Source organism: Pontimonas salivibrio (genome assembly GCF_002950575.1).
Classification (GTDB): domain Bacteria; phylum Actinomycetota; class Actinomycetes; order Actinomycetales; family Microbacteriaceae; genus Pontimonas; species Pontimonas salivibrio.
In genome coordinates this window covers 325230-350488 of the sequence record NZ_CP026923.1, presented here as the reverse complement: position 1 = coordinate 350488, position 25259 = coordinate 325230, and the positions used below count along the sequence as shown (strand labels likewise).

Here is a 25259-nt window from a genome sequence, read left to right as displayed (position 1 = left end):
CACTACCCCAATTCCCGGTAGAGGGGGAAGTCGGCGGTAAGGGCGGTCACCCGCGCTCGAAGTTCCGCCAAATCGCCTCCTGGCTTCAAGGTTTCGGCGATGATGTCGGCGACTTCGTCAAACTCGGTGGGACCAAAACCCCTTGTGGCAAGCGCGGGTGTACCAATGCGCACACCACTAGTGACCATCGGCGGGCGTGGGTCGAAGGGAACCGCGTTGCGGTTTACCGTGATGCCCACCTCGTGGAGCCGATCTTCGGCCTCAAGACCGTTGAATTCCGAGTGTCGAAGGTCCACCAGAGTGAGGTGCACATCGGTACCCCCGGTGAGGACATCGACACCAGCGGCGGTTGAGTCGGCGGTGGTCAGACGTGAGGCGAGAGCCTGAGCTCCGGCGATGGTGCGCTCTTGGCGCTCCCGGAACTCCGGTTCCATCGCGATTTTGAACGCCACTGCTTTGGCCGCAATGACGTGCATCAGCGGACCACCCTGCTGTCCGGGGAAGACTGCCGAGTTCAGTTTCTTGGCGAGGCCCTCATCGCGGCTCAAGATCACACCCGAGCGCGGTCCACCCAGTGTTTTGTGCACGGTGGAGGTGACGACGTCGGCGTAGGGCACGGGTGAAGGGTGTACCCCGGCGGCGACCAGTCCGGCGAAGTGGGCCATGTCCACCCACAGGGTGGCACCGACCTCATCGGCAATTTCGCGGAATGCTTTGAAGTCGATGTGTCGGGGGTAGGCCGACCAGCCGGCGATCAGGACTTTGGGTTTGTGCTCGAGTGCGGCGTCACGCACCTGGTTCATGTCGATGAGGAACGTTTCGGGGTCAACCCCGTATGAGGTGGCGTTGTAGACCTTGCCCGAAAAGTTCAGTTTCATGCCGTGGGTCAGGTGCCCGCCGTGGGCGAGCTCAAGCCCGAGGATGGTGTCGCCGGGGCTTGCCAGGGCGTGCAGTGCTGCCGCGCTGGCTTGGGCTCCTGCGTGGGGCTGCACGTTGGCATACGCCGCACTGAAGAGCGTTTTGGCACGCTCAATGGCGAGCTCTTCGGCGATGTCGACAAATTCGCAGCCACCGTAGTAGCGCTTACCCGGGTAGCCTTCGGCGTATTTGTTGGTCAGCACACTGCCTTGGGTTTCCAGGATGGAAAACGGAACAAAGTTTTCACTGGCGATCATCTCGAGCGTCGTTTCTTGACGGTCTCGCTCGTTGGCTAATACGGCAGCAATTTCTGGGTCAACCTCTTGGAGTGAGGCAGTAAACGAGGGGGAGCGGGTGTCGATTCGAGTGGCCGGGTTCACGGTGTCTCCTTCTGGCTGTGGTTCGAGGAACCGTAGGGTTCCCCACTGTTTCTCCACCAGCCCAGGCGCACGGCCGATGACGATATGTCGCTCCCCGATGGTGACCCATCTTTACGCCAGTTGCGATGGCCCGATTCTACTCACCCTCGTTGGGCATTGGGCGAGGGCACTCTGGATAACTCAATGCGGTCAGCAACGACGGCGACAAGTACCGCAATGGCAAACCCGCTTGCCCCGGCATAACCCAGGGCTTGAACACCCAGTGGGTCATACAGCAGTGCACCGATGAGCGCACCACCGCCGATACCCAAATTGAACGCGGTGACGAGTACCGCAGAACCAAAGTCACGCAGGCGCACCGATGCGGCCCGGAGCAGGCGCAACTGAAGCAACGCCGGAATACCCCCAAAGGCGGCAGCCCACACCATCACCATGGTGACCACCCAGATTTCTCCGTAGCCCCTGAAACCCAACATCGCCATCGACACGGTTGCGACCAGGAGCATGCCGATGAGTGACCCCTTCGGAAAACGATCACCCAACACACCGGCTAAGACGACACCGATCGCGCCGGCACCGCCGTAAAGAAACAGCACACCCGCCACCCCTTGGCCGCCAAAACCCGCCACATCAATCAGGTAGGGCGCGATGTACACATAAAAAGTGTTTTGACCGGCAAGTACCAAAATGACAATCACTGCCGCGACTAACACCAAAGGCAGGGTGGGGTCGCGGCGCATCGGCAGCGCGATTTCACCGGTTGATAGTGCGACCTCTCTGCTGACTCCGGGCAGCGTCACCATGAGAGCAAAGGCGAGCGCCAAAATGATGACCGCCAATGCCACAAACGCTAAGCGCCACCCAAAAGCGTTTCCCAGAGCAGTACCCAGGGGAACACCCAACACAAAAGCCATCGTGCCGCCGGCCGTGAGAATGGCCACCGCCCGACCTAGCCGCTCCCTCGGCACCAAATAGGCGGCGTAAGCATTCGCGAGGGCGAAAAACAGTCCGTGCGAGAGACCCCCCAGTATGCGGGCTCCCACCATCACAGCAAAGCTGGGGGCTATCGCGGCCACCACGTTGGATAGTGCCATCACGATCAGGGCAGTAATGACCAGAGATTTGCGTGAATAACGCCTGGTGAGAATGGATAAGCCCATTGCGGTGAGCACTACGGTGGCAGCAAAAATGGTGACCAGAAGCCCCACTTGAGCCTCGCTCACTGCCAGGCCTTCAGCAATTTGGGGAAGCAAGCCCGTGGGCATGAATTCAGCTGTGACGGAGACAAAAACTGCGGTGGCCAACAGCATCAACGCGCGGAGGGGAAACACCGACGGTTCGTTGCTGGCTTTCGAGTGATCTGTCATCAATTTTCCCCACAGGCCGCTTCGGCAGGCCCGGCCACAAAGCCTAAGCTAAGGGGGTGACTTCCTTGGACCAACACCTCATTGTCACCCTTGTATGTGACGACCAACCCGGGATTGTCCACGCCGTGAGTGGTGCGGTGGTGGAAGCCCGGGGCAACATTACCGAGTCGCAACAGTTCTCCAGTCACGACACCGGCCGGTTTTTTATGCGCCTTCAGGTCGAAACACTGCTCGGCTCAGAAGAATTTTCCGGCATCCTGCGCCCCGTCGTTGAGCGCTACAACATGGAACATTCGGTGAGCACGGTGGGTCAAAAAACGAGGACCCTCGTTCTTGGCTCAACGGCCGCTCACTGTGTGACAGATTTACTTTCTCGCCAACGAGATGGTCACTTAGCTATCGATGTGCCGATGATTCTGGCCAACCACCCAGACTTGGGCTCTGCAGCAGAGTTTTACGGTGTGGATTTTGAGTGGAAACCGGTCACCACGGAAGCCGAAAAAGCTGATTTTGAAGCCCGGGTGTGGGAAGTGGTCCAATCACACGATATTGAGTTAGTTGTTCTCGCCCGCTACATGCAGGTCGTGTCACCCGAATTGTGTGAGCGTTTAGCGGGACGGATGATCAATATCCACCATTCGTTCTTGCCAGGTTTCAAGGGAGCAAATCCGTACCGGCAAGCCCACCAGCGCGGTGTGAAACTCATCGGTGCCACCGCGCATTTCGTGACCGAGGATCTCGACGAGGGCCCCATCATCGAACAAAACGTGGTGCGTGTCGATCACTCTCAGTCACCAGCCGAACTGGTGCGAGTGGGTCAGGATGAAGAATCCCGGACTCTGGCTCAGGCCGTTGGCTGGTTTGCCGAACACCGCATTTTGCTGGACGGTATTCGGACGATTATCTTCCGCTAACTAGACCACGCCAGTCCACCAGAAAGCCTTGGTCGACCATTCAGGAAAATTCCACCCTCCTGGCGCACACTGAAAGCTCTTCCGCGTGATGACGAAAGGCTTCCGATGCGGGTTTCTCTTCCCATGAAAATGACGGTGTCGCTTAGTTCACTGGTCGCCCTCGCCGGGTGCCAATCGGCTGCCATGGTGGATTCCACCCCAACCGACGTGGACGACACGGCGCCAGCTGAGTCATCAGAGACCGAGGAGGCGACACAAGACATCTCTTCGGATGAGACTTCGATGGATGGCGCCGAAGCCAACAGCGACATGATGGCCGGAGCGTATGTTGATGGTTCCTTTGAGGCGACGGGTGAATACCAGTCACCCAACGGACCAGAAACGGTTGTGGTGAGCGTGACCCTGACCGATGGGGTGATCAGTGCTGTCGAGGTCACCCCTCAGCCGACAAATTCCACCACCGATCGCTACCAGGCGATGTTTGCCGGAGGCATCGGCGAAGAGGTGGTCGGTAAGTCCCTCGATGACGCCGACGTGTCCCGTGTGGCAGGTTCGTCACTCACCGGCGGTGGTTTTTCGGACGCTTTGGAAAGAATCCGCCAGGACGCCAAAGCGAGCTAGCGGGTGACCACGTGGCGCTTTGACGCCATTGGCGTCCCCTGGGTGATCGACACCTCAGTCACACTTCCCGAGACCCTTAGGCAGGCAATCAGCACTCGAATCGACGAGTTTGATCGGACCTACTCGCGTTTTCGTGGCGACTCTCTGGTGGCACAGGTGTCATCCGAGGCCGGTGAATACCTGTTTCCTCCGGACATTGTCGACCTGTTTTCCCTCTACGAATCGTTGTACACGGCAACGGGCGGGGCACTAAGCCCTGTGGTGGGTAACGCTCTGGAACATTGGGGCTATGACGCCCAGTATCGACTCGAACCCGCGGCGGGTAGGCCCCCATCGATTCCCCGGTTTTCTGATGTGTTGAGCCTGGAGGGCAACACCCTCCTCGCACCCCGTCCGGTGTCCATTGATATTGGTGCAGCGGGAAAGGGATACCTCGTCGACGAAGTGTTTCGGATTGTGCGCGAAGCGGGAATCGAGGATGTCGTTGTGGATGCCAGCGGCGATATTCGGGCACATACTTCCGCGCCGGAGCGTGTGGGGATGGAACACCCCGGTAACCCAGAACGTGTGGTGGGGGTCGTTGAACTGAGCGGACAATCGCTGGCTTCTTCCTCGCCCAATCGGCGCAGTTGGGCACCAGGGGTCCACCACATTTTGGACGCCCTCACGGGTCTTCCCACGTCGACAATTCGAGCCAGTTGGGTGGTGGCCGCAGAGTGTGCGGTGGCAGACGGTTTAGCCACAGCATTGTTTGTGGTGAAACCTGAGGTGCTGGAGGAGTATTTTTCTTTCCAGTGGGCCATCATCGATGGCCACGGGGTGTTGACTCACTCAACAGATTTTCCCGGAGAGGTGTACCCATGACGGTGACGTGGCCTGGGATGTACCGGCTGATCAGTTCGGTGTTGACAATGATCGTGCTGGCCGCTGCGGGACTCTCCGCGCTGGGTCTGGTGGGCTTTAGTCCAATTGGGATTCTGGTGACGGCCGGTCTCGGGATTGCCGCAACGCTGTTGACCAGTGTGTTGGGTGCCCTGTGGCGGGGTGCTCCACTACACGTCGAATCGAGCGTCATCACTGGAGTGTTGATTGCGTTGATTGTGCCGCCCACACTGGAGCCACGAGACCTCATCGGGGTGAGCGCTGCGGGGGCAATTGCGGGGGCCTCAAAATGGTTAATCGCCCCTGGTGGACGCCATCTGTTTAACCCCGCCGCAACGGGCGTGTTCTTTGCGTCAGTCTTTGGCCTCACCGTCGGCTTTTGGTGGGTCGCCACACCGTGGCTCACCCCACTGATCATTGCCGGTGGCGCCTTGGTCGCCTTTCGCTCAGGTCATTTCTTCGCCGTGGGGTGGTTTCTCGCACTCTCCCTCGCTCTGCTGACGGCCAGGCTTCTGGTCTCCGGGGAACCACTGGGTGACACCCTGTGGTTGGTGGTCACCAGCTACCCGTTGTTGTTCTTGGGCTTTTTCATGGTCAGTGAACCACTGACCCAAGCGACCAGGCGCTTTGACCAGTTTCTGGTGGCAGCCACAATCGCCCTTCCCGCCGCACTTCCATTCAGCCTTCCTCTTGGCTTCACCACACTCAGCTCATCGCCTGAGCTGGCACTCCTTCTGGGCAATGCAGTGGCGTGGGGTCTCACCGCCCTTCGGGCGGTGAGGCGCTCCACAGCGGTCACCCTCCAGCAGGTGATGGACATCAACGACACGGTGCGCGAATACCGGTTTATTAGTGATCATCCTCTGCGGATCGAGCCAGGCCAATGGGTTGAGCTTCAGTTGCCACACCAACGCGTCGATTCGAGGGGTTCTAGGCGAGTGATGAGCGTGTCACGGTTGGCCCCACCCTCGGAGTCTGATCAGTGGACTTTCGCCATCACTACCCGCCACAGTGACCCGGGCAGTTCGTGGAAGCGTGCCTTGGCGAAGGCAACACCGGGCACGAAGGCCAGAGTCAGTCAGGTGGGGGGTGATTTCTTACCGCCGCATGCGATTGTGGGCCACTTCGTGATGGTCGCCCGGGGTGTGGGGATCACTCCGTTTTCTGCACAGCTGTTTAACGCCCGAGATCGAGAATTGGGTGTTGAGGGCACCTTGATTGTGGTGGTCTCAGCCGATGAGGAAGAAATCTATCCCGAGTTGTCTCATGTCCGCGGAATCAGACGAGTGATGGTGGGAAGTGTGGACCAGATCTCCACAGCCTTGCCCGATTCCGTGGATGACATCAGTTGGGCGGGGGTTTCCGGATCACCGGAGTTTGTGGCCAAGGCGAGAAAGAACCTCGAGGCCGCCGGTGTGAAGCGAGTTCAGACGGATCGCTTCATCGGGTACTAGGACACTGCAGTCAATGCGTCACGCCCACCACTGAGGTAGGACTGCCATTTCAGATCGGAGCGCTCATGAGAGCGCAGCCGCTTCGACCACTGCTCAATCAGGGCGAGCCGCGCCTGATTGTCGGCCTCTGGCGAAAGGCTAGTGCGGCGAATCCGCCGGAGTTCTTTCAGGGCAACAACCTGGCCTTCGAAATATTTCGCGGCCTGAACACGCTCCCCTGTAAGGGTGCACAAGGAATCCTCAGCAGCTACGTGTTCCAGGGAAGCGAGCACCTGGTCCAGCATCAGATCGAGGTCGACCGCTGTGGCCTGGTCCGTACTCGAGGGTGACGTGGCACCCCGTGGGGGCTTCTGATCCTCGGCGGGCGCGGTAATCACCAACGCTGGTCAGCCTCGGTATCAGCCGGGGAGATTAGCCGCAGGTGCAGAGCTCGTCGTGAGAGAACGGTGCGAGCGCTTCTTCGATGTGCTCGCCACATCCACTCCAAGTGACTTTGCTGCAGCGGTTACAACGCACGGGACTGCACATGGGTTTTCTCCTTTTTACTCAGGTCAGTAAACGTCTGCCCTCAGTATATACCCCAGGGGGTATTAATGTGCAAGCTGGCGTGCGTGCCAGTAACGGCCTCAGGCGAGCTTGGCCTGCAGGTTCTCATCCAGAGCTTCGAGGAAACCTTCGGTGGTTAACCACTTCTGGTCCGGACCCACGAGCAGCGCCAAATCCTTCGTCATCACGCCCGCCTCGACGGTCTCGATGACGACCTGCTCGAGAGTGTCGGCAAAGTCAATGAGTGCCTGGTTGTCATCCAGTTTTCCGCGGTGGGCCAGACCCCGCGTCCAGGCAAAGATGGACGCAATCGGGTTGGTAGACGTCGGGTTACCTTTTTGGTGTTCCCGGTAGTGACGAGTCACCGTGCCGTGAGCAGCTTCCGCTTCCACAATCTTGCCGTCGGGCGAGGTCAACACACTAGTCATGAGACCCAGCGAGCCAAAGCCTTGGGCGACGGTGTCTGATTGAACGTCGCCGTCGTAGTTCTTTGTCGCCCAGACATAACCGCCCTCCCACTTCATGGCACTCGCCACCATGTCGTCGATCAGTCGGTGTTCGTAGGTGATGCCCGCTTCGGCAAATTTCTCCGCAAATTCAGCGTCAAAGATTTCTTGGAAGAGGTCTTTGAATCGACCGTCATAGGCTTTCAAAATGGTGTTCTTGGTGGAGAGATAGACCGGGTAGCCGCGGGAGAGTCCGTAATTCATGGATGCCCGGGCAAAGTCGCGAATCGACTCATCCAGGTTGTACATCGCCATGGCGACCCCGGCACCGGGGGCTTGGAACACTTCAAAGCTTTGTGCCTCTGAACCGTCTTGTGGCTGAAAGCTAATGCTCAGCGTTCCAGGGCCATCGAAGAGGAAATCTGTCGCACGGTACTGGTCACCAAAGGCGTGGCGCCCCACAATGATGGGTTTGTTCCAGCCGGGGACCAGTCGGGGGATGTTGGAAATGATGATGGGCTCACGGAAAATTACCCCACCGATGATGTTTCGGATGGTTCCGTTCGGGCTTCGCCACATTTTTTTCAACCCGAATTCTTCCACGCGGGCTTCGTCCGGAGTGATCGTCGCGCATTTCACCCCCACACCGTGCTTGATGATTGCGTGGGCGGAATCAACGGTGACCTGGTCGTCTGTTTTGTCGCGGTTTTCCATACCCAGGTCGTAGTACTCGAGGGTCACATCCAAGTAGGGGTGGATGAGGCGATCTTTAATGAACTGCCAAATAATTCGCGTCATTTCATCGCCGTCTAATTCGACAACAACGCCATCAACTTTGATCTTTTCCACGTGTAACCCCTTGCATCACTCTGTCTGTCTTGGACTAAAAGTCAGTCTAACCCGATTTTGTCTTTTATCTTCACGTGAAGATACCTGCCCATAATGGTGGGGAAAGCCATAACCTTGTCGCATGAGCGAGCTGCGACTAGAAGAACTTTCCGCCGAAACCGCGAGCGCAGCCAACACCCTGGAAATTCGGCCAGAGCAAGAAGATTTCGCCACCCCGGTCACCTACACCGAAGAAGAACCCAGCGTCGACCCATCAAAAGCGTGGTCGCGGGTAATCAGAAAAGACCAAGAAGTTGTCGGCTTCATTCGTGCGTATTTTGACCCCGAACACCCCCTACCCGAGCTTCGCAGCTGCATTTGGCGCATCACCGTCGCGGGCAGTGCACAGGGCGCCGGCGTGGGGCGCTTCGCCGCGCAGGCCGTCATCGATGAGGCGACTACGCGCGGGTTCGACACCCTCCACGTGATGTGGACGCCGGGAGAAGCGGGGCCCGGCGACTTCTTTCACCGCCTCGGGTTCATCGACTCCGGCCAGACCAGCTACGGCGACACCATCGGAACACTGAGCCTCAATTAGTGCAAGAAGTGGCGCTGCCCGGTGTGGAATAGGGCAATGTTGGCCGCCGTAGCCCGTGCAACCACTTCCTCATCACGCACCGAACCACCCGGTTGAACAACCGCCGCCACACCTGCCGCAATGAGAATGTCGAGCCCGTCGGCAAAGGGGAAAAAGGCATCCGATGCGGTAACAGAGCCGGCGGCGCGTCCTCCCGCCCTGGTCACCGCCAACTGGCACGAATCCACACGGTTGACCTGACCCATGCCGATTCCGACACTGGCGCCATCGGCGGCGAGCAAAATGGCGTTTGATTTCACCGATTTCACCGCCCGCCAGGCAAACTCCAGGCTCGCCATCGTCGCTTGGTCGACTGGACCACCGGCGACCTGCTCCCACTGATCGGCGGGCACGAAATACCGATCCCTCTGCTGAACCAACAGGCCACCAGAAATCACTCGATAGTCGGTGTCATCAGGCCGGTAACCCTCGGGGAGGACCAACACTCGGAGGTTTTTCTTCGCAGCGAGGACTTCCCTGGCGGCGTCACTCACTCCGGGTGCCACAATTACTTCGGTGAACACGTCCGCAATAGCGGCTGCGGTGTCGGCGTCAAGCGGCCGGTTGAGGGCAATCACACCGCCAAAAGCCGACACCGGATCACAGGCGTGGGCCGCCCGGTAGGCCTCAAGAATGGTGCCCGCCGTCGCAATGCCACACGGGTTTTGGTGTTTGATGATGGCGACCGCGGGGCCCTCATGGTCGCCCGCAGCAATCAATGCCGCCTCGGCGTCCAAAAAGTTGTTGTACGACATCTCTTTGCCCTGCAACAGGGTGGCCTGGGCAAGACCCGGTGTTGCACCCACACGTTGATAGACACTGGCGGACTGGTGAGAGTTCTCACCGTAACGAAGAGGCTGTCCTCCGACACCGGTAACCGACACCGCTTCGGGTGGGGCTGAATCTTGCGTGGTCGACTGGTCTTTTGTGGAAGCGAACCACTGAGCAATCATCTGGTCATAGGACGCGGTGTGTTGGTAGGCCTTCCCTGCCCACGCTTCGCGGGCCGCTAACGACACCCCGCCTTCACTCAAAAACCGCGTCACGCTGGGATAGTCCGCCGGGTCCACCACCACACTCACGCTGTGATGGTTTTTTGCCGCCGCACGGATCAGTGCCGGACCACCAATGTCAATGTTTTCAATCACCTCTTCGGGCCCTTTTCCACTGGCCACGGTGGCGGCAAAGGGATACAGGTTCACCACCACAAGGTCGAAGGGTTCGATACCTAAATCCGAGAGCTGTTGGTTGTGTGATTCGAGGCGACGATCAGCCAAAATCCCTCCATGAATGGAGGGGTGCAAAGTCTTCACCCGACCATCGAGGGCTTCCGCAAACCCGGTCACTGCCGCCACATCGGTCACCTTCACACCCGCATCCCTAATGGCCAACGCGGTAGAGCCCGTCGAGACAATTTCCACACCCGATTCCCCCAGGGCGCGAGCCAACTCCACCAATCCCGTCTTATCGCTGACAGATATCAGGGCCCGTCGAATTGTGCGTGCCTCAGTCATGTGCTGCTGTCCTCTCCTTGTGGCACAGTGGCCAACTTGTCACCTTGGGTCAAGACCTGCCACAGCAACTGCCGTTCAACAATTTTGATTCGATCGTGCAGCGACTCGACACTGTCAGACGCTTCTACCGGGACGCGTTGCCTGGCCAAAATGGGCCCCGTGTCGACACCATCATCCACCGAAATCACCGAGGCACCCGCCTGGTTCACTCCGGCCCGAATCTGATCAGCCACGGCGTGAGCACCAGGAAACTCGGGCAAATAGGCCGGATGGGTGTTGATCATCCCCGGTGCGAAACGACCCACCACACCCGGGGGCAACAATTTCATGAATCCACTCAAGACCACCACATCGGGTGAGTAGGCCTCGATCTCCTCACCCAGGTTCTCCCCCCATTCCTCACGGGACGAAAAACTGCTCAACGGCACCACAAAGGTCGAGATGTTGCGTGATCGAGCATGGTCCAGCCCTGCCGCCTCGCAATCAGCGCCCACCGCGACCACAGTCAAGCCGGCCTCAGGGTGTTCTTCGCAGCGCTCGAGGAGGTCCAAAAGATTCGACCCCGACCCCGAGATCAACACGACAAGACGCGTCACCACTCGAGATAGCCTACCGAGCCACACTCTGCTGGGTGTGTTGCCCGGGTTGCTCGTGGGCTCTAACCCACCGGAAACCGCGACCGGCCGCTAAGCCCAGGAGTGTGCCAAGGGCCACCTCGATCGCCCACCAGGCCATCACTGCCGGAAGGTCAAGCCCCACAGTGGCAAAACGCCCAGGACCCAGTGAGCCTGTCACCAACACTGCCGGAATCCACAACATCAGCACCGCTGTTGCTGTGGCGGTAATTGCGGTCAGTAGACCGCGGATGGGGGGTTGGGAAAACAATGATCCACCAGGAGTCCAGAATGTATCTCCCACCGAATATCCCAAACCGCGCTCCGAGAGAGCGGCCGCAATCACCGCAGCAATCAACGGAACCACGACCACACCAAAACCTGTCGGCCCCACCTCTTGGGGTAACGCGCCCAAAATGGGCAGGGCAGGCAAAGCCTGAATATCTGTCCCAAGGGGCGAAAACTGGGCCGCCTGACCCAGTTGAAAACCAGGGCCAATCAGCCACGCGGCCAACCACACCACCAACGTCGGCACAAACACCAATTGCGCGACAAACAGAGCCACCAAACCCACAACACTCGGCCCCAATGATTCAAACAGCCCAATGACTGTGGCGTAAGAAACCACCAGTGAGACGGCAAAAAACACACTCACGACACCAATCAAGATGGCGAAGGATCCAATACCCGCACGGACACCACTGGAGAGCACCTGCCACCCCCCAGGCGGCATCACCTGCTGAAGCCATAAACGACCAGGCGACCATTTCGTTGTCCACGACGCGATGATCAGCCCCGAGGCCATGAACAACGACGGCGCAACGGTGGCCTCCACGAGGGGGAACGACGCCACGTCGTGGCGCGCACTCCACGCGATGGCATACGACAAACCCACCAACGTGAGCAGTGACGTGACCCACACCACAACCGGGAAATCCAGCACCATGTCCCGCCGGCCCATGCGAAAACCAAACCACAGGGTTAACAGTGCGGGACCAAGCGGAGCAACACTCAATGCAAAGTTGGACTGGCTCGCTAAAAGCCCCAGACCTTGAGCAGTGTCAGCAGGGAGAGAAATCGTTAACGGGACACCGTGACCCAAAAGCCAGATATCTGCCGACGCCCGCCAATACACCAGCAAATCGGTGGCGAACTGGTCATCAAGAGCCCACACCACACTCAAGGGAGCAAAGAAAATGCCCACACCGATACCGACCACCACGAGGGTTTCGAGGGCGGTCACGAGTACCGCAAAGCGGGCTTTCATCGAGTGTTGAGCCTACCCTCCAGCACTACCGCAGCCCGGTAGAGAGGCAGTTACTTCAGCTGGTCAACAATGTCGCGCATCAGCCGCGCCGTCTCACTCGGAGTTTTCCCCACAGTGACACCGGCTGCCTCAAGAGCATCCTGCTTGGCCTGTGCAGTACCGGCTGAACCTGACACGATGGCTCCTGCGTGGCCCATGGTTTTCCCCTCGGGTGCAGTAAACCCGGCCACGTAGCCAACGACCGGCTTAGTCACGTGCGAGCGGATGTAGTCGGCGGCGCGCTCTTCCGCGTCGCCGCCAATTTCGCCGATCATCACGATTGCCTTCGTCGCAGGGTCTGCCTCAAAAGCCTCGAGTGCATCGATGTGAGTGGTCCCCACAATGGGGTCTCCGCCGATACCAATCGCCGTGGAGAAGCCGATATCGCGAAGCTCAAACATCATTTGGTAGGTCAATGTGCCCGATTTGGACACCAAACCAATGGGGCCAGGTCCCGTAATCGACGCCGGGGTAATGCCGGCCAACGCCTCACCGGGGGTGATAATTCCTGGGCAGTTCGGACCAATGAGCCGGGTCTTACCCGAGCGTTCTGCACGGGCAAAGAACTCTGCCGTGTCGTGCACGGGAATACCTTCAGTGATCACCACAACAAGCGGCATCTGGGCATCGATCGCTTCGTTGACGGCATCTTTCGCAAAAGCGGGGGGAACAAACACCACCGACACGTCAGCACCGGTCTGTTCCATCGCTTCTTGGACCGTTCCAAACACTGGCAGTGTCACATCGCCGTGAGTGACTGTGGTGCCCGCCTTTCTGGCGTTCACCCCACCGACCACCTGGGTTCCGGCAGCCAACATCAACGCCGTGTGCTTAGAGCCTTCACCACCGGTGATGCCCTGAACGATGACCTTGGAGTCTTTATTGAGAAAAATTGACATGTCTTCTATCCCTACTTCCAGGCAAGCTCGGCTGCGCGGCTCGCCCCTTCGTCCATCGTGTCGGCAAGGTGAACCAGTGGGTGGGCCGCTTCAGCAAGAATGGCCCGACCCTCTTCCACGCTGTTGCCATCAAGGCGCACCACAAGCGGCTTTGTCGCCTGATCGCCGATGATTTCTAAGGCTTGAACAATTCCGCGGGCGACCTGGTCGCAGGCGGTAATCCCACCGAACACGTTCACGAAAACGCTCTTGACCTGGGGGTCACCCAAAATGACATCCAAACCGGCGGCCATCACTTCAGCAGAGGCGCCACCTCCAATGTCGAGGAAGTTGGCGGGTTTTACTCCACCGAAGTTCTCACCGGCGTAGGCGACAACGTCGAGTGTTGACATCACCAGACCGGCACCGTTTCCGATGACACCGACTTCGCCGTCTAGCTTCACGTAGTTCAAATCGTGGGCTTTCGCTTTTTCTTCCAAAGGGTCAGCCGAGGCTTTATCGGCCAGTGCGTCGTGATGCGGGTTTCTAAACGCCGCATTTTCGTCGAGTGTGACCTTGCCATCGAGGGCAATGATGTCGCCGCCCTCGGTGAGAACCAGAGGGTTTACTTCCACCAGCGTGGCGTCTTCTGCGATGAACACGTCGTAGAGGCTCACCAACACCGGAGCGACCTGGTCCACCAGTTCTGCGGGGAACTGGGCTTTTACGGCAATGTCTTTGGCCACCTCGAGGGTGATGCCCTCCAACGGCGAGACCTGCACCCGTGCCAAGGCGTCGGGGCGCTCTTCAGCCAGCTGCTCGATTTCCATGCCGCCCTCGTAGCTACACAGCACGAGGTAGGAACGATTCGCTCGATCGAGCAGTACCGAAAAGTAAAACTCGCGGTTAATGGCGGCACCGGCCGCAACCATCACTCGGTGGACAACGTGGCCTTTAATGTCGAGGCCCAAGATGGACTCTGCGGCGCTCCGCGCCTCTTCGGGGTTCTTGGCGACCTTCACACCACCCGCCTTGCCACGTCCGCCCACTTTTACTTGGGCTTTGACGACCGTGACGCCCCCTAATTCCTTCGCTGCAGCCTCAACCTCATCAGCGGTGTCCGCGATTCGGCCGGCCAACACGGGAACCCCGTGTGCTTCGAACATGTCTCGGGCTTGATACTCAAAAAGATCCACGCAGAATTACCTCTCAGCAGTACACGCACAACCCCATTGGGGGGCGCATCGAGTTCACAAGTGCCTCCAAGCCTAGTGTCTTGGCGTGACGGCCCCAGGCGGTTTAGACGCCTGGTGTGAGTGAAATGGGGGCAATTTTGACAAGGAGACGCTTTTTGCCGACCTGGTCGAAACGCACCTCGGCAACCCTTTTGGGCCCAGCACCCGTGAGGGCGCTAATGGTCCCTGGGCCGAAATCGTCGTGAGTGATTCGATCCCCCACGGCGAGTTCCATTTCCGAGTTATCGCGCACCACCGTGTCAATCCGGTTAGCCCACTGGGTATTCTTCTCCCGCGGTGGCCGAGGCAGTGAGCGTGGTTCGCGCTCGAGAGAAGTACGCGGCGCAGTGAGCGCGCGGTCACCGAGGCCGGAGTCCCGCCACTGCATCAACTCTTCCGGAATTTCTCGCAGGAAGCGACTGGGGGCACACACCATCGCTTCGCCGAAGGTTTGACGGCTCATCGCCAACGACAGGTGCAGTTTGTTTTTTGCTCGAGTCATTCCCACATAGAACAATCGACGCTCTTCGGCGAGGCCACCGGGTTCGTTGGCACTCATCCGGTGGGGCAACAACTCTTCTTCGACGCCGGTGACAAACACCGCATCAAACTCGAGGCCTTTCGCGGTGTGCAGGGTCATGAGGGAGACGGTGCCACCAGAGTCATCTAATTCGTCCGCTGCTGCGACAAGAGACACTTCGGTGAGGAATTCGACCAAACCACCGTCTTGGTTGCCTCGGGAGAATTCACTGGCCACACCGAGTAATTCGTCGACGTTTTCCACGCGGGCGAGATCTTGCGGATCGTTAGAGCGCTCTAACAGCGTGCGATAGCCGGTGCGATCGATCACCGCCTTCAACGTTTCTGCTGCGGTAGCCGAATCGAGAGTGGAGCGCAGCTCGATGAGCAGTTGGCTCAACTCACTAATGGCGCCCGTGACTTTCGGGCCCAAGCCCATCTGATCCACTTCGGTCAGTGCTTGGCTGAGTGTGATGCCGGCCTGTTCGGCGTGGGCGACCAACGTGGCTTCCGTGGCGGGACCAATCCCCCTTTTCGGGGTGTTCAGAATTCGGCGCACGGCGAGGGCGTCAGCGGGGTTTGCGATCGCGTGGAGGTAGGCGAGAAGGTCTTTAATTTCGGCGCGTTCGTAGAACTTGGTGCCACCAATAATTCGATAGGGCAGGGCCTGGCGAATGAACACATCTTCCATTGCTCGGGTTTGAGCATTGGTCCGGTAAAAGACAGCAATGTCTTGGTAGCGGTAGCCCTCGTCGATGAGTTTTCCGATCTCATCGGCGACAAACTGTGCTTCGTCGTGCTGGCTGTAGCCGGTGAAGCCTTGGATTTTGTCGCCGGCGCCCAATTCGGAGAAAAGGTTTTTGGCTTTCCGATCGAAGTTTTGTGAGATGACCGCATTGGCGGCATCCAAAATAGTCTGCTTTGAGCGATAGTTTTGCTCTAGCAGGATCACTTCCGCACCGGGGAAGTCGCGCTCAAACTCGACAATGTTGCGGATGTCCGCGCCTCTAAAGGCATAAATGGACTGATCCGAGTCACCCACCACGGTAAGGGCGGGCGCCTCAAGACCATTCTCACGCTCGTGAGGTGGGGCCGATTCGGGCACCTGTTCGGGCGAAACGGCCTGAGTCAACTCACGAATCAGGGCGTACTGGGCGTGGTTGGTGTCTTGGTATTCGTCCACCAAAATGTGACGGAATCGTCGCCGATACACCGCCGCCACCTCCGGGAACGCCCGAAACAGTTGAACCGTGTGCACAATCAGGTCGTCAAAATCGAACGCTTGCGAGCGCGCAAGTTCCGCCTGATAGTCCGACCACAGTTGATAGAACGCCACATCGTTGGGGTCAGATTCGCGCACCTGGCCGCGGTAACTATCGACATCAACCAGTTCATTTTTCAACCGCGACATTTTTCCTGACACCGAAGCAGGGGTCAGCCCTAAACGGTCAGCACCGTGGTCACGAATAAGGCGTTTAATGAGTGCGCGTTGGTCACCCGAATCGTAAATCGTGAACGCTTTGGTGTACCCAAAGCGTTCCGCTTCGGTGCGCAGGATGCGCACACACGCGGAGTGAAAAGTCGAAATCCACATGCCTTGGCTGGCCTCACCGACCAAGGCGGCCACTCGCTCGCGCATTTCCCCGGCCGCTTTATTGGTGAATGTAATGGCGAGAATTTGGCTGGGCCAGGCTGTTTTGGAGGCAATCAAGCCGGCAATCCTGCGCGTCAGCACACTCGTTTTTCCTGATCCCGCTCCGGCCACAATCAGCAGTGCGCCCGCTTGGGAGGTGACGGCTTGGGCTTGGCGGTCGTTTAATCCCTCGAGCAGGGGTGAATCGGCGGGAAGCATGAGAGTCTCAGTCTACGGCGGGCCACAGACGATAAGCCTGCGGGCGTTAAGCCCCAGGCCATATTCTGAAGGCATGGAATTCGAGACCGAGGAGTTGCCTGCGCCCACCAGGCGTCGGCGTGCACGAAAACGCCTCAACGTGCTTGCTCCTCTGGCCTTTCTGCTGTCGCTGGTCGCAAGCCCCCTTGCCGTCGTTTTTGGTTACCTGTCGATTGGGCAAATTCGTCGCGCCGATCAGCGGGGTGCACCTTTGGCGTGGGTGGCGATCGGCCTGGGTTGGTTGTGGGTGGCCCTATTCGCTGTGGTGTTGGGCGCACTGGCCACCATTTGGTTGGAAAACCCTCTCTGGCCGTAACCGCATTCAGTAAGCCTTGGGCGTACACCGAGATTTTCCCCAGCACGGTGCCTACACTGGTATCAGTGCAGTTATGCACCCCCAGTTATTGATTAAGGAGTTGAGGTCCCCTCATGGCCAATTCAAACCCTGCGTTTAGTCGCTCAGCGGTGTTCAACCAGCCCGTTCGACCGACCGCGAGTGTGGCCGAGCTTGATGAGCTGTACGGCCGCCCATCGGCGACCCCGTCGGAAACCGGACGGATGAGCTACAACGACACCATCATGAAAACCCTCATCAGTTTTGGGGTTCTCGTCATCGGCGCACTCGTCGGATGGGTTGTTCCATTCCTCGCCATCCCCGCCGCCATCGCCGGTTTCGTGTTGGCCCTGGTCAACATTTTCAAAAAGGTGCCCTCAAGAGGCCTAATCCTCACTTTTGCCGCCGTCCAGGGTGTGTTTGTGGGCGGGATTTCCGCCATTTTCAACACCATGTGGGACGGCATCGTCACCCAGGCGGTCTTTGGAACCCTCGGTGTTGTCGGAGTGACCCTGTTTTTGTTCCTCAGTGGAAAACTGCGCGCCACTCCGCGTCTCACCCGGATCGCCATTGTGGGAATGTTTGGTTACTTGGCGTTCTCGCTGGTGAACTTCGGACTGGTCATGTTCGGCGCAACCGATTCAATGTTTGGCCTGCGGAGCTACGAAATCTTTGGCATCCCCCTGGGCCTCATCCTCGGTGTCGTCATTGTGCTCCTCGCCGTCTACTCGCTCGTGCTCGACTTTGAGTCGATCAAGTCGGGCGTCGAAGGTGGCGCGCCAGAGATTTACGGCTGGCAGGCAGCCTTCGGCATTGTGGTCACCGTCGTGTGGCTCTACGTCGAAATCTTGCGCATCCTCGCCATCCTGCGAGGCGAATAACCCCTACGATCAAAGTCGCCCGGCTACTCCCATTCGATGGTGCCGGGCGGCTTTGACGTAATGTCCAAAACCACTCGGTTCACACCGGCCACTTCGTTGGTGATGCGGTTAGAAATGTTGGCCAACAGCTCGTGCTCCAGCCGCGTCCAGTCAGCCGTCATCGCATCATCACTGGAGACCGGGCGCAACACGATGGGGTGGCCGTAGGTCCTACCGTCACCTTGGACCCCCACCGAGCGCACATCCGCCAGCAACACCACCGGGCACTGCCAAATCTCCCCATCAACACCTGTGGCGGTGAGCTCTTCGCGGACAATCAGGTCCGCTGCACGCAGCAGGTCAAGTCGCTCCGCGGTGACTTCACCCACAATGCGAATACCCAAACCCGGTCCGGGGAAAGGGTGCCTGGCGACAATGTCTTCTGGCACACCCAGTTGCCGACCAATCTCACGCACCTCATCTTTAAACAGGGTGCGCAGGGGCTCGATCAGGTCAAACTCTAAATCGTCTGGCAGGCCCCCCACATTGTGGTGGCTCTTAATGACCGCTGTGCCGGCACCGCCACCGCTTTCCACCACATCCGGATACAGGGTGCCTTGGACTAAAAACCGCACCTCGGCGTCATCTTCGGCCGCTTCTCGGACCAGGTCAGCTGCCGCCTGTTCGAAGGTGCGAATAAATTCCCGGCCAATGATTTTGCGCTTTGACTCCGGGTCTACCACGCCGGAGAGTTCACCCAGGAAGCGCTTAGTGGCATCGACAGTCACCAGGCGCACACCGGTGGATTGCACGAAATCACGCTCGACCTGTTCACGCTCACCCGCTCGAAGTAGCCCGTGGTCGACAAAAACACACACCAACTGGTCACCGATGGCGCGGTGAACTAGAGCGGCCGCCACGGACGAATCGACCCCGCCGGAGAGACCACAAATCACGCGCGCATCGCCGACTGTGTCGCGAATCGCTTCCACCTGGTCGGCAATCACATTGTCGGCATTCCATTCGCGAGCAAGCCCGACAATGTCGTGCAAGAAATGCTCCAACACGTTTTGGCCCCAGTCGGTGTGGCGCACCTCGGGGTGCCATTGGACGCCGTAGCGCTTGGTGGCCGGGTCCCCAAAAGCCGCCACCGGTGTCGCCTCGGTGGTGGCGAGCACAGAAAAACCGGGAGGGGCAGCGACCACCTGATCGCCGTGGCTCATCCACGTCACCTGGGTGTCGGGTTGTCCCGCCAATAGTGGGTCGGTGTTGTTGACCACTCGGGCTTCCGTGCGACCGTATTCGCGGCTGCCCGTCTGGGCGACTTCACCACCGAGGGCTTGCGCCATCACTTGGAAGCCGTAACAGATGCCAAAAATGGGCACATCGAGATCAAACACGGCCGGGTCCAACTCCGGCGAACCCGGTTCATACACACTCGCCGGTCCACCGCTTAAGACCAGAGCAAGGGGATCTTTGGCCATAATGTCAGCGGCTGTGGCGGTGTGGGGGACAATTTCTGAGTAGACACCGGCTTCTCGCACTCGCCGGGCGATGAGCTGTGCGTATTGGGCACCGAAGTCAACCACGAGTACGGGTCTCGGGGTGTGAACAGTTGCTGTGGTCACGGGGTGTGAGCTTCCTTAATGGCCTGACGAATGATTGTGGTCGCACCAGACTCTATGACGAAAGACAGGAACGGGAAGAGCCCACCGGAAGCAAGCCACAAGAATCGCCAAAAGGGCCACCGCAGAATCGACCAAATCCGAAACGACGCGAACAGGTAGACGACATAGAACCAGCCGTGGGCGATGAGGATCGCTTGAGAAAAGTTGAACGCTTCGACTTCACCGTCTGGAGTGAGCGCCACCAAGCCCTCATCGCCAAACATTTCCACCTCATAGCCGTAGCCATATTTGGCGATAATTTCGACGGTCAGCAGCAACAACAACACCCCGGTGATGTAGGCCGCGACGCGATAAAACTTCAGGGCACCTGGAAGTGACGGGTGTGCGGCAGGGCGACCCTGTCGCACAGAATCGTGTTGTACGGACTCATCGGGTTGTGCAGAAGCACTGGCGTCAGGTGACATCTTCTCCATCCTAAGCTTTGGCCCCTTCGGGCTGTGATGCCTGTTCCGACTCCCACTCGTCTCTCACGAGCCGGTACCAGAGATAAATAGCGAAAAGGGCAAAAATTGCCCACTCGGCCGCGTAAAACAGGTTCAACCAGTTGAGCTCACCATCCGGTGGGGGCGGTGCCGTGGAAATCGCACGCAACCCTTCCGGGGCAACAGACGACACTAGGTAGCCGCCATAGACCGGGCCCGGTTGCTCCCAGAGGTTAATCAATTCGGCCACCGAAATGGCGCTTCGCTCCCCCGCTTCAAAATCCGACGACTGGGGTGACTCTGTCGGAACGTAACGACCCACCAGATCCTGACCGGTTGGAGCACTGAATCCTTCCACCCGCTGGGTTGCCTCCGAGGCCGGAAGCCACCCCGCCGCGACTGCTAAAGAGTGCCCTTCCGGTGTCTGGCAGTGTCGAATCAACCAATCACCACGACCATCAGGGTGGAGCCGATCGGTGATCCACAGATCGTCACCACCCACAACATCACACTCAACGCTCACCATCCGACCACTGGCGTCAGTGGAAATCACCGACTGCGGGGAAGCCACAGACCCCAATTCCACGGGGGTTTCGGTTTCCCTGGTGGGCACATCAACATTGGCGAAGCTTCGCTCCCACTGCCACTGTCCCAGACCGGCAAACACGGCAGCGATGGTCAACGCCAACACCAGCGCACCAATCCACTTTGGCCTTTTGGCCACAGCCCACATGAAAGCCCCTTGCTCCGCCGAAGTCCGGTCCTTCTAGGGTAGTTGGGCCAACTGGGGGACGCCTTGGGATGGTGGGCCGCAACTCCCTCCGGTTCGCCTACCTAATGTTTGGTGAGAACGACGTCGACCTTTTGGAAGTCTTTGAGCTCGGTGTAGCCACAAGTCGCCATGGAGTGGCGAAGCGCACCCATCAGGTTGGTCTTGCCGTCCGCTAAATAGGCAGGGCCTAGGAGGACTTCCTCGAGCGAACCCGCACTACCCACCTCAACACGGTTTCCCCGGGGAAGGTGTGGGTGGTGTGCTTCAGGCCCCCAATGCCAACCAGCACCGGGTGCTTCTTTCGCTCGGGCCAGGGGCGAACCCAGCATGACCGCATCGGCACCAGAGGCTAACGCCGCCACAATGTTGCCGCTCACACCCAAGCCACCGTCGGCTAAGACGTGAACGTAACGGCCGCCGGATTCATCGAGGTAGTCACGTCTGGCTGCTGCCACATCGGAAATAGCGGTCACCATGGGCGCGTGAATACCGAGGGTGAGTCTGGTGCTGGATGACGCACCACCACCGAAACCGACAAGAACACCGGCGGCGCCGGTGCGCATCAGGTGCAAAGCCGCCGTGTAGCTGGCAGCACCGCCCACAATCACGGGGACATCGAGTTGATAGATGAACTCTTTGAGGTTGAGGGGTTCACGGTTGGAACTGACGTGTTCCGCACTGACAGTGGTCCCTCTAATCACGAAAAGGTCAACCCCGGCAGAAATCACCACATCCGAAAACTCTCTCGTGCGCTGCGGGCTCAACGCTCCGGCAACGGGAACACCCGCTTCACGAATTTCGTCGAGGCGCTGTCGAATCAGTTCTGGCTTAATCGGTTCCTGGTAAAGCTTCTGCAACAAGGGAGTGGCCACCTGAGGGTCTACGTGGGAAATCTCGGCCAACACTTTTTCGGCGTCGGCGTAGCGGGTCCACAGCCCTTCGAGGTTCAACACCCCCAAGCCACCAAGCTTTCCGAGCGTAATGGCGCTTTCCGGGGACATCACCGAATCCATCGGGGCGGCCACGACCGGCATAGAAAAAGTAAACGCATCAATCGACCACTCGAGGGAGACATCTTCGGGGTCCCTCGTGCGCCGTGAGGGAATCACGGCAATGTCGTCAAGACCATAGGCTTCGCGGGCGCGCTTCGCGCCACCAATTTCCAGCTCGTTCACGCCCACAGCTTAGTCCGGGCCACCGATCGGGCGGTTTATCGGTTGTAGTTGGGGGCTTCCACCACACGGTGGATGTCGTGCGGGTGGGACTCTTTGAGGCCTGCGGGAGTGATCCGCACAAATTTGCCACGGACTTTCAACTCATCAATGGTGGCCGCACCGGTGTAAAACATGGACTGCCTCAGACCACCGAGTAGTTGGTAAACCACAGAACCCAAGGGTCCCCGGTAGGGGACTTGACCTTCGATGCCTTCAGCGATGAGTTGCTCATCGCTTGGCACATCCGCCTGGAAGTAACGATCGCGAGAGTAGGAGGTTTTTTCACCGCGACGCTGCAGTGCACCCAAGGACCCCATCCCCCGGTAGTGCTTGAACTGTTTGCCGTCGACGAAAACCAAATCCCCCGGGGATTCATCCGTTCCGGCAAGAAGCGAACCCAACATGACACTGTCCGCGCCCGCCACGATGGCTTTGGCGATATCGCCCGAATACTGCAGGCCTCCGTCAGCAATGACCGGAACACCGGCAGGGATTGCGGCCCGAGAGGCCTCATACACGGCAGTGACCTGGGGAACACCCACTCCGGCCACTACGCGGGTCGTGCAAATGGACCCCGGGCCCACACCCACTTTGATGGCGTCGGCGCCGGCCGAAATCAGTGCCTCGGCACCCTCACGGGTGGCCACGTTTCCACCAATGACATCGATGTCATTGAAGGAACTGTCGGCTTTCAGCCGGGTGATGATGTCCAACACTCCAGAACTGTCCCCGTTAGCGGTATCCACCACGAGGACATCGACACCCGCATCCCGCAGCGCACACGCACGATCCCAGGCATCACCGAAGAACCCCATGGCCGCGGCAACCCGCAGCCGGCCTTGGGAATCTTTCGTGGCGTGGGGATATTTCTCCGACTTGTCAAAATCTTTGACTGTGATGAGTCCCCTGAGGAGCCCGTCACTGTTCACCAGGGGAAGCTTTTCAATTTTGTGCTTCGCGAAAAGGGCCAGAGCGTCTTCTCTGCTGATTCCCTCCGGCGCCGTAATCAAAGCGCTGCTGGTCATCACATCGCGAACAACTGTGGTGGCCATTTCGCCATCAGGCACAAACCGCATATCGCGGTTGGTAATGATCCCGACAAGCTTTCCCTCGCCTTCCACGACGGGAACCCCGGAGACACGAAAGCGTCCACACAGCTCATCAACGTCGGCCACCGTCGCATCGGGAGTAATGGTGACCGGGTTCGTGATCATGCCCGACTCGCTGCGCTTCACCTTGTCGACGGCTGCCGCCTGGTCCTCAATGGACATATTGCGGTGGAGGACACCGATACCGCCTTGGCGAGCCATCGAAATCGCCATACGCGATTCCGTCACCGTGTCCATCGCCGCAGACAGCAGTGGCGCAAACACTGAAATGCGTTTCGTGAGGCGCGAGGTGGTGTCCGCTTGGGAGGGAATGACATCAGTATGAGCGGGTAGCAACATGACGTCGTCGTAGGTCAAACCCACTAATTCGAAAGGACTTGACTCCACCCTGGGGGACCTCCACACTGTTGGCCGCAGAAGGTTGAAACGAAAAGTCTGCGCGATTGTTATGGTACCGGTTCGACCCTTGAGTAATAACCAGGCATAATGTTTCCCACTGTTAACCTTCAAGGGGTCAAACTAAGCATGGCGCTGTCAACGGTGACAGAGTCAGTGAGGCGTCAAGACGGCGCAGGGAAATCAAAACTGAGTGGAGGCCGTGTGGATCTCGTAGCCACCGAGCGCAAACCTGTGTTTCGACGTCTTGTCATGATTCTCATGACGTTTGCGTTAGCAGTGACCGGAATGGCGCTGTCTGCCCCGGCCTATGCCGACTCTGTGGGCGAAGAATACGACTTCCAAGTCTTTGGCAACGTCAAGAATGAGGGCACTCCACTTGAGGGTGTCGAAATCATCATTGAGGGCAACGGCTATGAAGCCTCAGTCCTCACCGACGAGAACGGCCAGTGGAATATTGGGGTTCCCGAGAGAGGCACCTACCAAATCACTCTGGTTGAGTCGACTCTTCCTGAAGGCGTCGCTGTGTTGGAAGGTGGGCCAGTCCAAAGTTTTGATTGGGGCTTCACCAACAACGTTGCCTACAACTTCTTTATCGGTGAAGGTGAGCGCACACCAATCAGCACCGTTGACCAATTCCTCATGCGAGTCTTCGACGGGCTGAACTTCGGCCTGCTGTTGGGGCTCGCCGCAATTGGCCTATCGCTCATTTTTGGAACCACTGCTCTGCCAAACTTCGCACAGGGTGAAATGGTCACCTTCGGAGCTCTGGCAGCCCTGATGTTTGTTGTCCTCGGGGTTCCGGTCTGGTTGGCATTCCCTGCCGCCATAGCTCTCTCCGGTGGATTTGGCTGGGCCATAGATGCCGGAGTGTTTGGCCAACTGCGGCGACGCGGTGTCGGCATCGTTCAGATGATGATTGTGAGTATTGGCCTCTCACTGAGCGTGCGCTACGTGTACCAGTTCTTCGCCGGAGGTGGCACCGCTCAACTTCCCGGCGGAACAGGGTCTACTGAAGTCCCCCTGTTTAGAACCGTCGCTCTCAGTGTCAATGACCTGATCAGCATGGCGGTCAGCCTCATCGTGATTATTGCCGTGGGCTGGTGGCTACTCAACACCAAAATGGGCAAAGCGACCCGTGCGGTGTCAGACAACGCGTCCTTGGCTGCAGCGTCCGGTATCGATGTCGAGCGAGTGATTAGAACTGTCTGGGTGCTATCTGGTGCCCTGTCCGGACTCGCAGGCATCCTCTGGGCCTACTTCCGTCCAGGCTTGAAGTGGGATATGGGAGAAAAAATCCTCCTCTTCATTTTCGCCGCCGGTGTTCTTGGCGGGTTGGGAACGGCATTTGGTGCGCTAGTCGGCGCGCTCATTGTGGGTGTCTTCATTGAGACCTCTGCGCTGTTTATTCCCTCGGACCTCAAATACGTTGGAGCATTGGTCATCATGATCGTGATTCTGCTGTTTAGGCCACAAGGAATTCTCGGCAAGAGAGAGCGAATAGGTTAGCGGGG

Annotated in this window: 23 protein-coding genes and 1 riboswitch; of the genes, 8 read left to right on the top strand and 15 right to left on the bottom strand. The window is 58.6% G+C overall.

What is annotated here, in order from left to right:
• Positions 1–2 precede the first annotated feature (2 nt).
• Together glyA and C3B54_RS01895 are read right to left on the bottom strand one after the other, a co-directional pair.
• Positions 3–1298, bottom strand: a complete 1296-nt coding sequence (glyA, locus tag C3B54_RS01900; protein WP_281256242.1) for a serine hydroxymethyltransferase — start codon at positions 1296–1298, stop codon at positions 3–5.
• A 52-nt stretch (positions 1299–1350) separates the two neighbouring features.
• A riboswitch (ZMP/ZTP riboswitch) is annotated at positions 1351–1432 on the bottom strand.
• Between the two features lie 6 nt (positions 1433–1438).
• The gene (locus C3B54_RS01895; protein ID WP_104913003.1) at positions 1439–2665 is read right to left on the bottom strand and encodes an MFS transporter; all 1227 of its coding nucleotides are present in this window, start codon (positions 2663–2665) and stop codon (positions 1439–1441) included.
• A 56-nt stretch (positions 2666–2721) separates the two neighbouring features.
• Here C3B54_RS01895 and C3B54_RS01890 point away from each other — a divergent pair, with 56 nt between their 5' ends.
• From C3B54_RS01890 to C3B54_RS01875, 4 genes are all read left to right on the top strand, one after another.
• Positions 2722–3579, top strand: coding sequence for a formyltetrahydrofolate deformylase (locus tag C3B54_RS01890; RefSeq protein WP_104913002.1), 858 nt, complete (start codon positions 2722–2724; stop codon positions 3577–3579).
• Between the two features lie 105 nt (positions 3580–3684).
• The gene (locus C3B54_RS01885) at positions 3685–4200 is read left to right on the top strand and encodes a hypothetical protein (RefSeq protein ID WP_104913001.1); all 516 of its coding nucleotides are present in this window, start codon (positions 3685–3687) and stop codon (positions 4198–4200) included.
• Positions 4201–4203: 3 nt separating this feature from the next.
• Complete coding sequence (locus C3B54_RS01880; RefSeq protein ID WP_104913000.1) at positions 4204–5064, top strand: FAD:protein FMN transferase; 861 nt, start codon at positions 4204–4206, stop codon at positions 5062–5064.
• Positions 5061–6536, top strand: coding sequence for a hypothetical protein (locus tag C3B54_RS01875; RefSeq protein WP_158665464.1), 1476 nt, complete (start codon positions 5061–5063; stop codon positions 6534–6536). The genes C3B54_RS01880 and C3B54_RS01875 overlap by 4 nt, the downstream gene beginning before the upstream one ends.
• On the opposite strand, the gene C3B54_RS01870 is transcribed toward C3B54_RS01875, so the two are convergent.
• A complete protein-coding gene (locus C3B54_RS01870) occupies positions 6533–6913 on the bottom strand; it encodes a hypothetical protein (protein WP_104912998.1) in 381 nt (126 codons plus the stop codon). The genes C3B54_RS01875 and C3B54_RS01870 overlap by 4 nt on opposite strands.
• A gap of 249 nt (positions 6914–7162) precedes the next feature.
• Positions 7163–8377: an NADP-dependent isocitrate dehydrogenase gene (locus C3B54_RS01865; RefSeq protein WP_104912997.1), complete on the bottom strand. Its 1215-nt coding sequence runs from the start codon at positions 8375–8377 to the stop codon at positions 7163–7165.
• Positions 8378–8498: 121 nt separating this feature from the next.
• Between C3B54_RS01865 and C3B54_RS01860 the strand changes: the two genes are divergently transcribed.
• Positions 8499–8954 carry a GNAT family N-acetyltransferase gene (locus tag C3B54_RS01860; RefSeq protein ID WP_104912996.1) on the top strand — a complete coding sequence of 152 codons (456 nt, stop codon included), beginning with the start codon at positions 8499–8501 and terminating at the stop codon, positions 8952–8954.
• Here the strand turns inward: C3B54_RS01860 and purH are convergent.
• The 6 genes from purH to C3B54_RS01830 all read right to left on the bottom strand — a co-directional run bounded on the left by purH (position 8951) and on the right by C3B54_RS01830 (position 16911).
• Positions 8951–10507, bottom strand: a complete 1557-nt coding sequence (purH, locus tag C3B54_RS01855) for a bifunctional phosphoribosylaminoimidazolecarboxamide formyltransferase/IMP cyclohydrolase (RefSeq protein WP_104912995.1) — start codon at positions 10505–10507, stop codon at positions 8951–8953. The genes C3B54_RS01860 and purH overlap by 4 nt on opposite strands.
• The gene (purN, locus tag C3B54_RS01850; RefSeq protein WP_245867968.1) at positions 10504–11106 is read right to left on the bottom strand and encodes a phosphoribosylglycinamide formyltransferase; all 603 of its coding nucleotides are present in this window, start codon (positions 11104–11106) and stop codon (positions 10504–10506) included. The genes purH and purN overlap by 4 nt, the downstream gene beginning before the upstream one ends.
• 10 nt (positions 11107–11116) lie before the next feature.
• Positions 11117–12388, bottom strand: a complete 1272-nt coding sequence (locus tag C3B54_RS01845; RefSeq protein WP_104912994.1) for a cell division protein PerM — start codon at positions 12386–12388, stop codon at positions 11117–11119.
• A gap of 50 nt (positions 12389–12438) precedes the next feature.
• The gene (gene sucD / locus C3B54_RS01840; RefSeq protein ID WP_104912993.1) at positions 12439–13326 is read right to left on the bottom strand and encodes a succinate--CoA ligase subunit alpha; all 888 of its coding nucleotides are present in this window, start codon (positions 13324–13326) and stop codon (positions 12439–12441) included.
• A gap of 11 nt (positions 13327–13337) precedes the next feature.
• Positions 13338–14501 (bottom strand): ADP-forming succinate--CoA ligase subunit beta, encoded by a 1164-nt coding sequence (gene sucC / locus C3B54_RS01835; protein WP_104912992.1) that lies wholly within the window; start codon positions 14499–14501, stop codon positions 13338–13340.
• A gap of 103 nt (positions 14502–14604) precedes the next feature.
• Positions 14605–16911 (bottom strand): ATP-dependent helicase, encoded by a 2307-nt coding sequence (locus tag C3B54_RS01830; RefSeq protein WP_104912991.1) that lies wholly within the window; start codon positions 16909–16911, stop codon positions 14605–14607.
• A 73-nt stretch (positions 16912–16984) separates the two neighbouring features.
• On the opposite strand from C3B54_RS01830, the gene C3B54_RS01825 reads away from it, so the two are divergent.
• Both C3B54_RS01825 and C3B54_RS01820 read left to right on the top strand, forming a co-directional pair.
• On the top strand, positions 16985–17266 hold the full coding sequence (locus C3B54_RS01825; RefSeq protein ID WP_158665463.1) for a DUF4190 domain-containing protein: 282 nt from the start codon (positions 16985–16987) through the stop codon (positions 17264–17266).
• Between the two features lie 113 nt (positions 17267–17379).
• Positions 17380–18165, top strand: a complete 786-nt coding sequence (locus C3B54_RS01820; RefSeq protein ID WP_104912989.1) for a Bax inhibitor-1/YccA family protein — start codon at positions 17380–17382, stop codon at positions 18163–18165.
• A 23-nt stretch (positions 18166–18188) separates the two neighbouring features.
• Here C3B54_RS01820 and guaA read toward each other — a convergent pair whose 3' ends face one another.
• The 5 genes from guaA to guaB form a co-directional block, all read right to left on the bottom strand.
• Entirely contained in the window at positions 18189–19772 is a 1584-nt protein-coding gene (gene guaA / locus C3B54_RS01815) for a glutamine-hydrolyzing GMP synthase (protein ID WP_104912988.1), read from the bottom strand.
• On the bottom strand, positions 19769–20245 hold the full coding sequence (locus tag C3B54_RS01810; protein ID WP_104912987.1) for a DUF3817 domain-containing protein: 477 nt from the start codon (positions 20243–20245) through the stop codon (positions 19769–19771). Before C3B54_RS01810 ends, guaA begins: the two co-directional genes overlap by 4 nt.
• A 1-nt stretch (position 20246) precedes the next feature.
• Positions 20247–20978 carry an SURF1 family protein gene (locus tag C3B54_RS01805; RefSeq protein ID WP_158665462.1) on the bottom strand — a complete coding sequence of 244 codons (732 nt, stop codon included), beginning with the start codon at positions 20976–20978 and terminating at the stop codon, positions 20247–20249.
• A gap of 110 nt (positions 20979–21088) precedes the next feature.
• Positions 21089–22201, bottom strand: coding sequence for a GuaB3 family IMP dehydrogenase-related protein (locus tag C3B54_RS01800; protein WP_104912985.1), 1113 nt, complete (start codon positions 22199–22201; stop codon positions 21089–21091).
• A gap of 35 nt (positions 22202–22236) precedes the next feature.
• Positions 22237–23736 carry an IMP dehydrogenase gene (guaB, locus tag C3B54_RS01795; RefSeq protein WP_281256241.1) on the bottom strand — a complete coding sequence of 500 codons (1500 nt, stop codon included), beginning with the start codon at positions 23734–23736 and terminating at the stop codon, positions 22237–22239.
• Between the two features lie 261 nt (positions 23737–23997).
• Between guaB and C3B54_RS01790 the strand changes: the two genes are divergently transcribed.
• Positions 23998–25254 carry a branched-chain amino acid ABC transporter permease gene (locus C3B54_RS01790; RefSeq protein ID WP_104914196.1) on the top strand — a complete coding sequence of 419 codons (1257 nt, stop codon included), beginning with the start codon at positions 23998–24000 and terminating at the stop codon, positions 25252–25254.
• Positions 25255–25259: the final 5 nt, after the last annotated feature.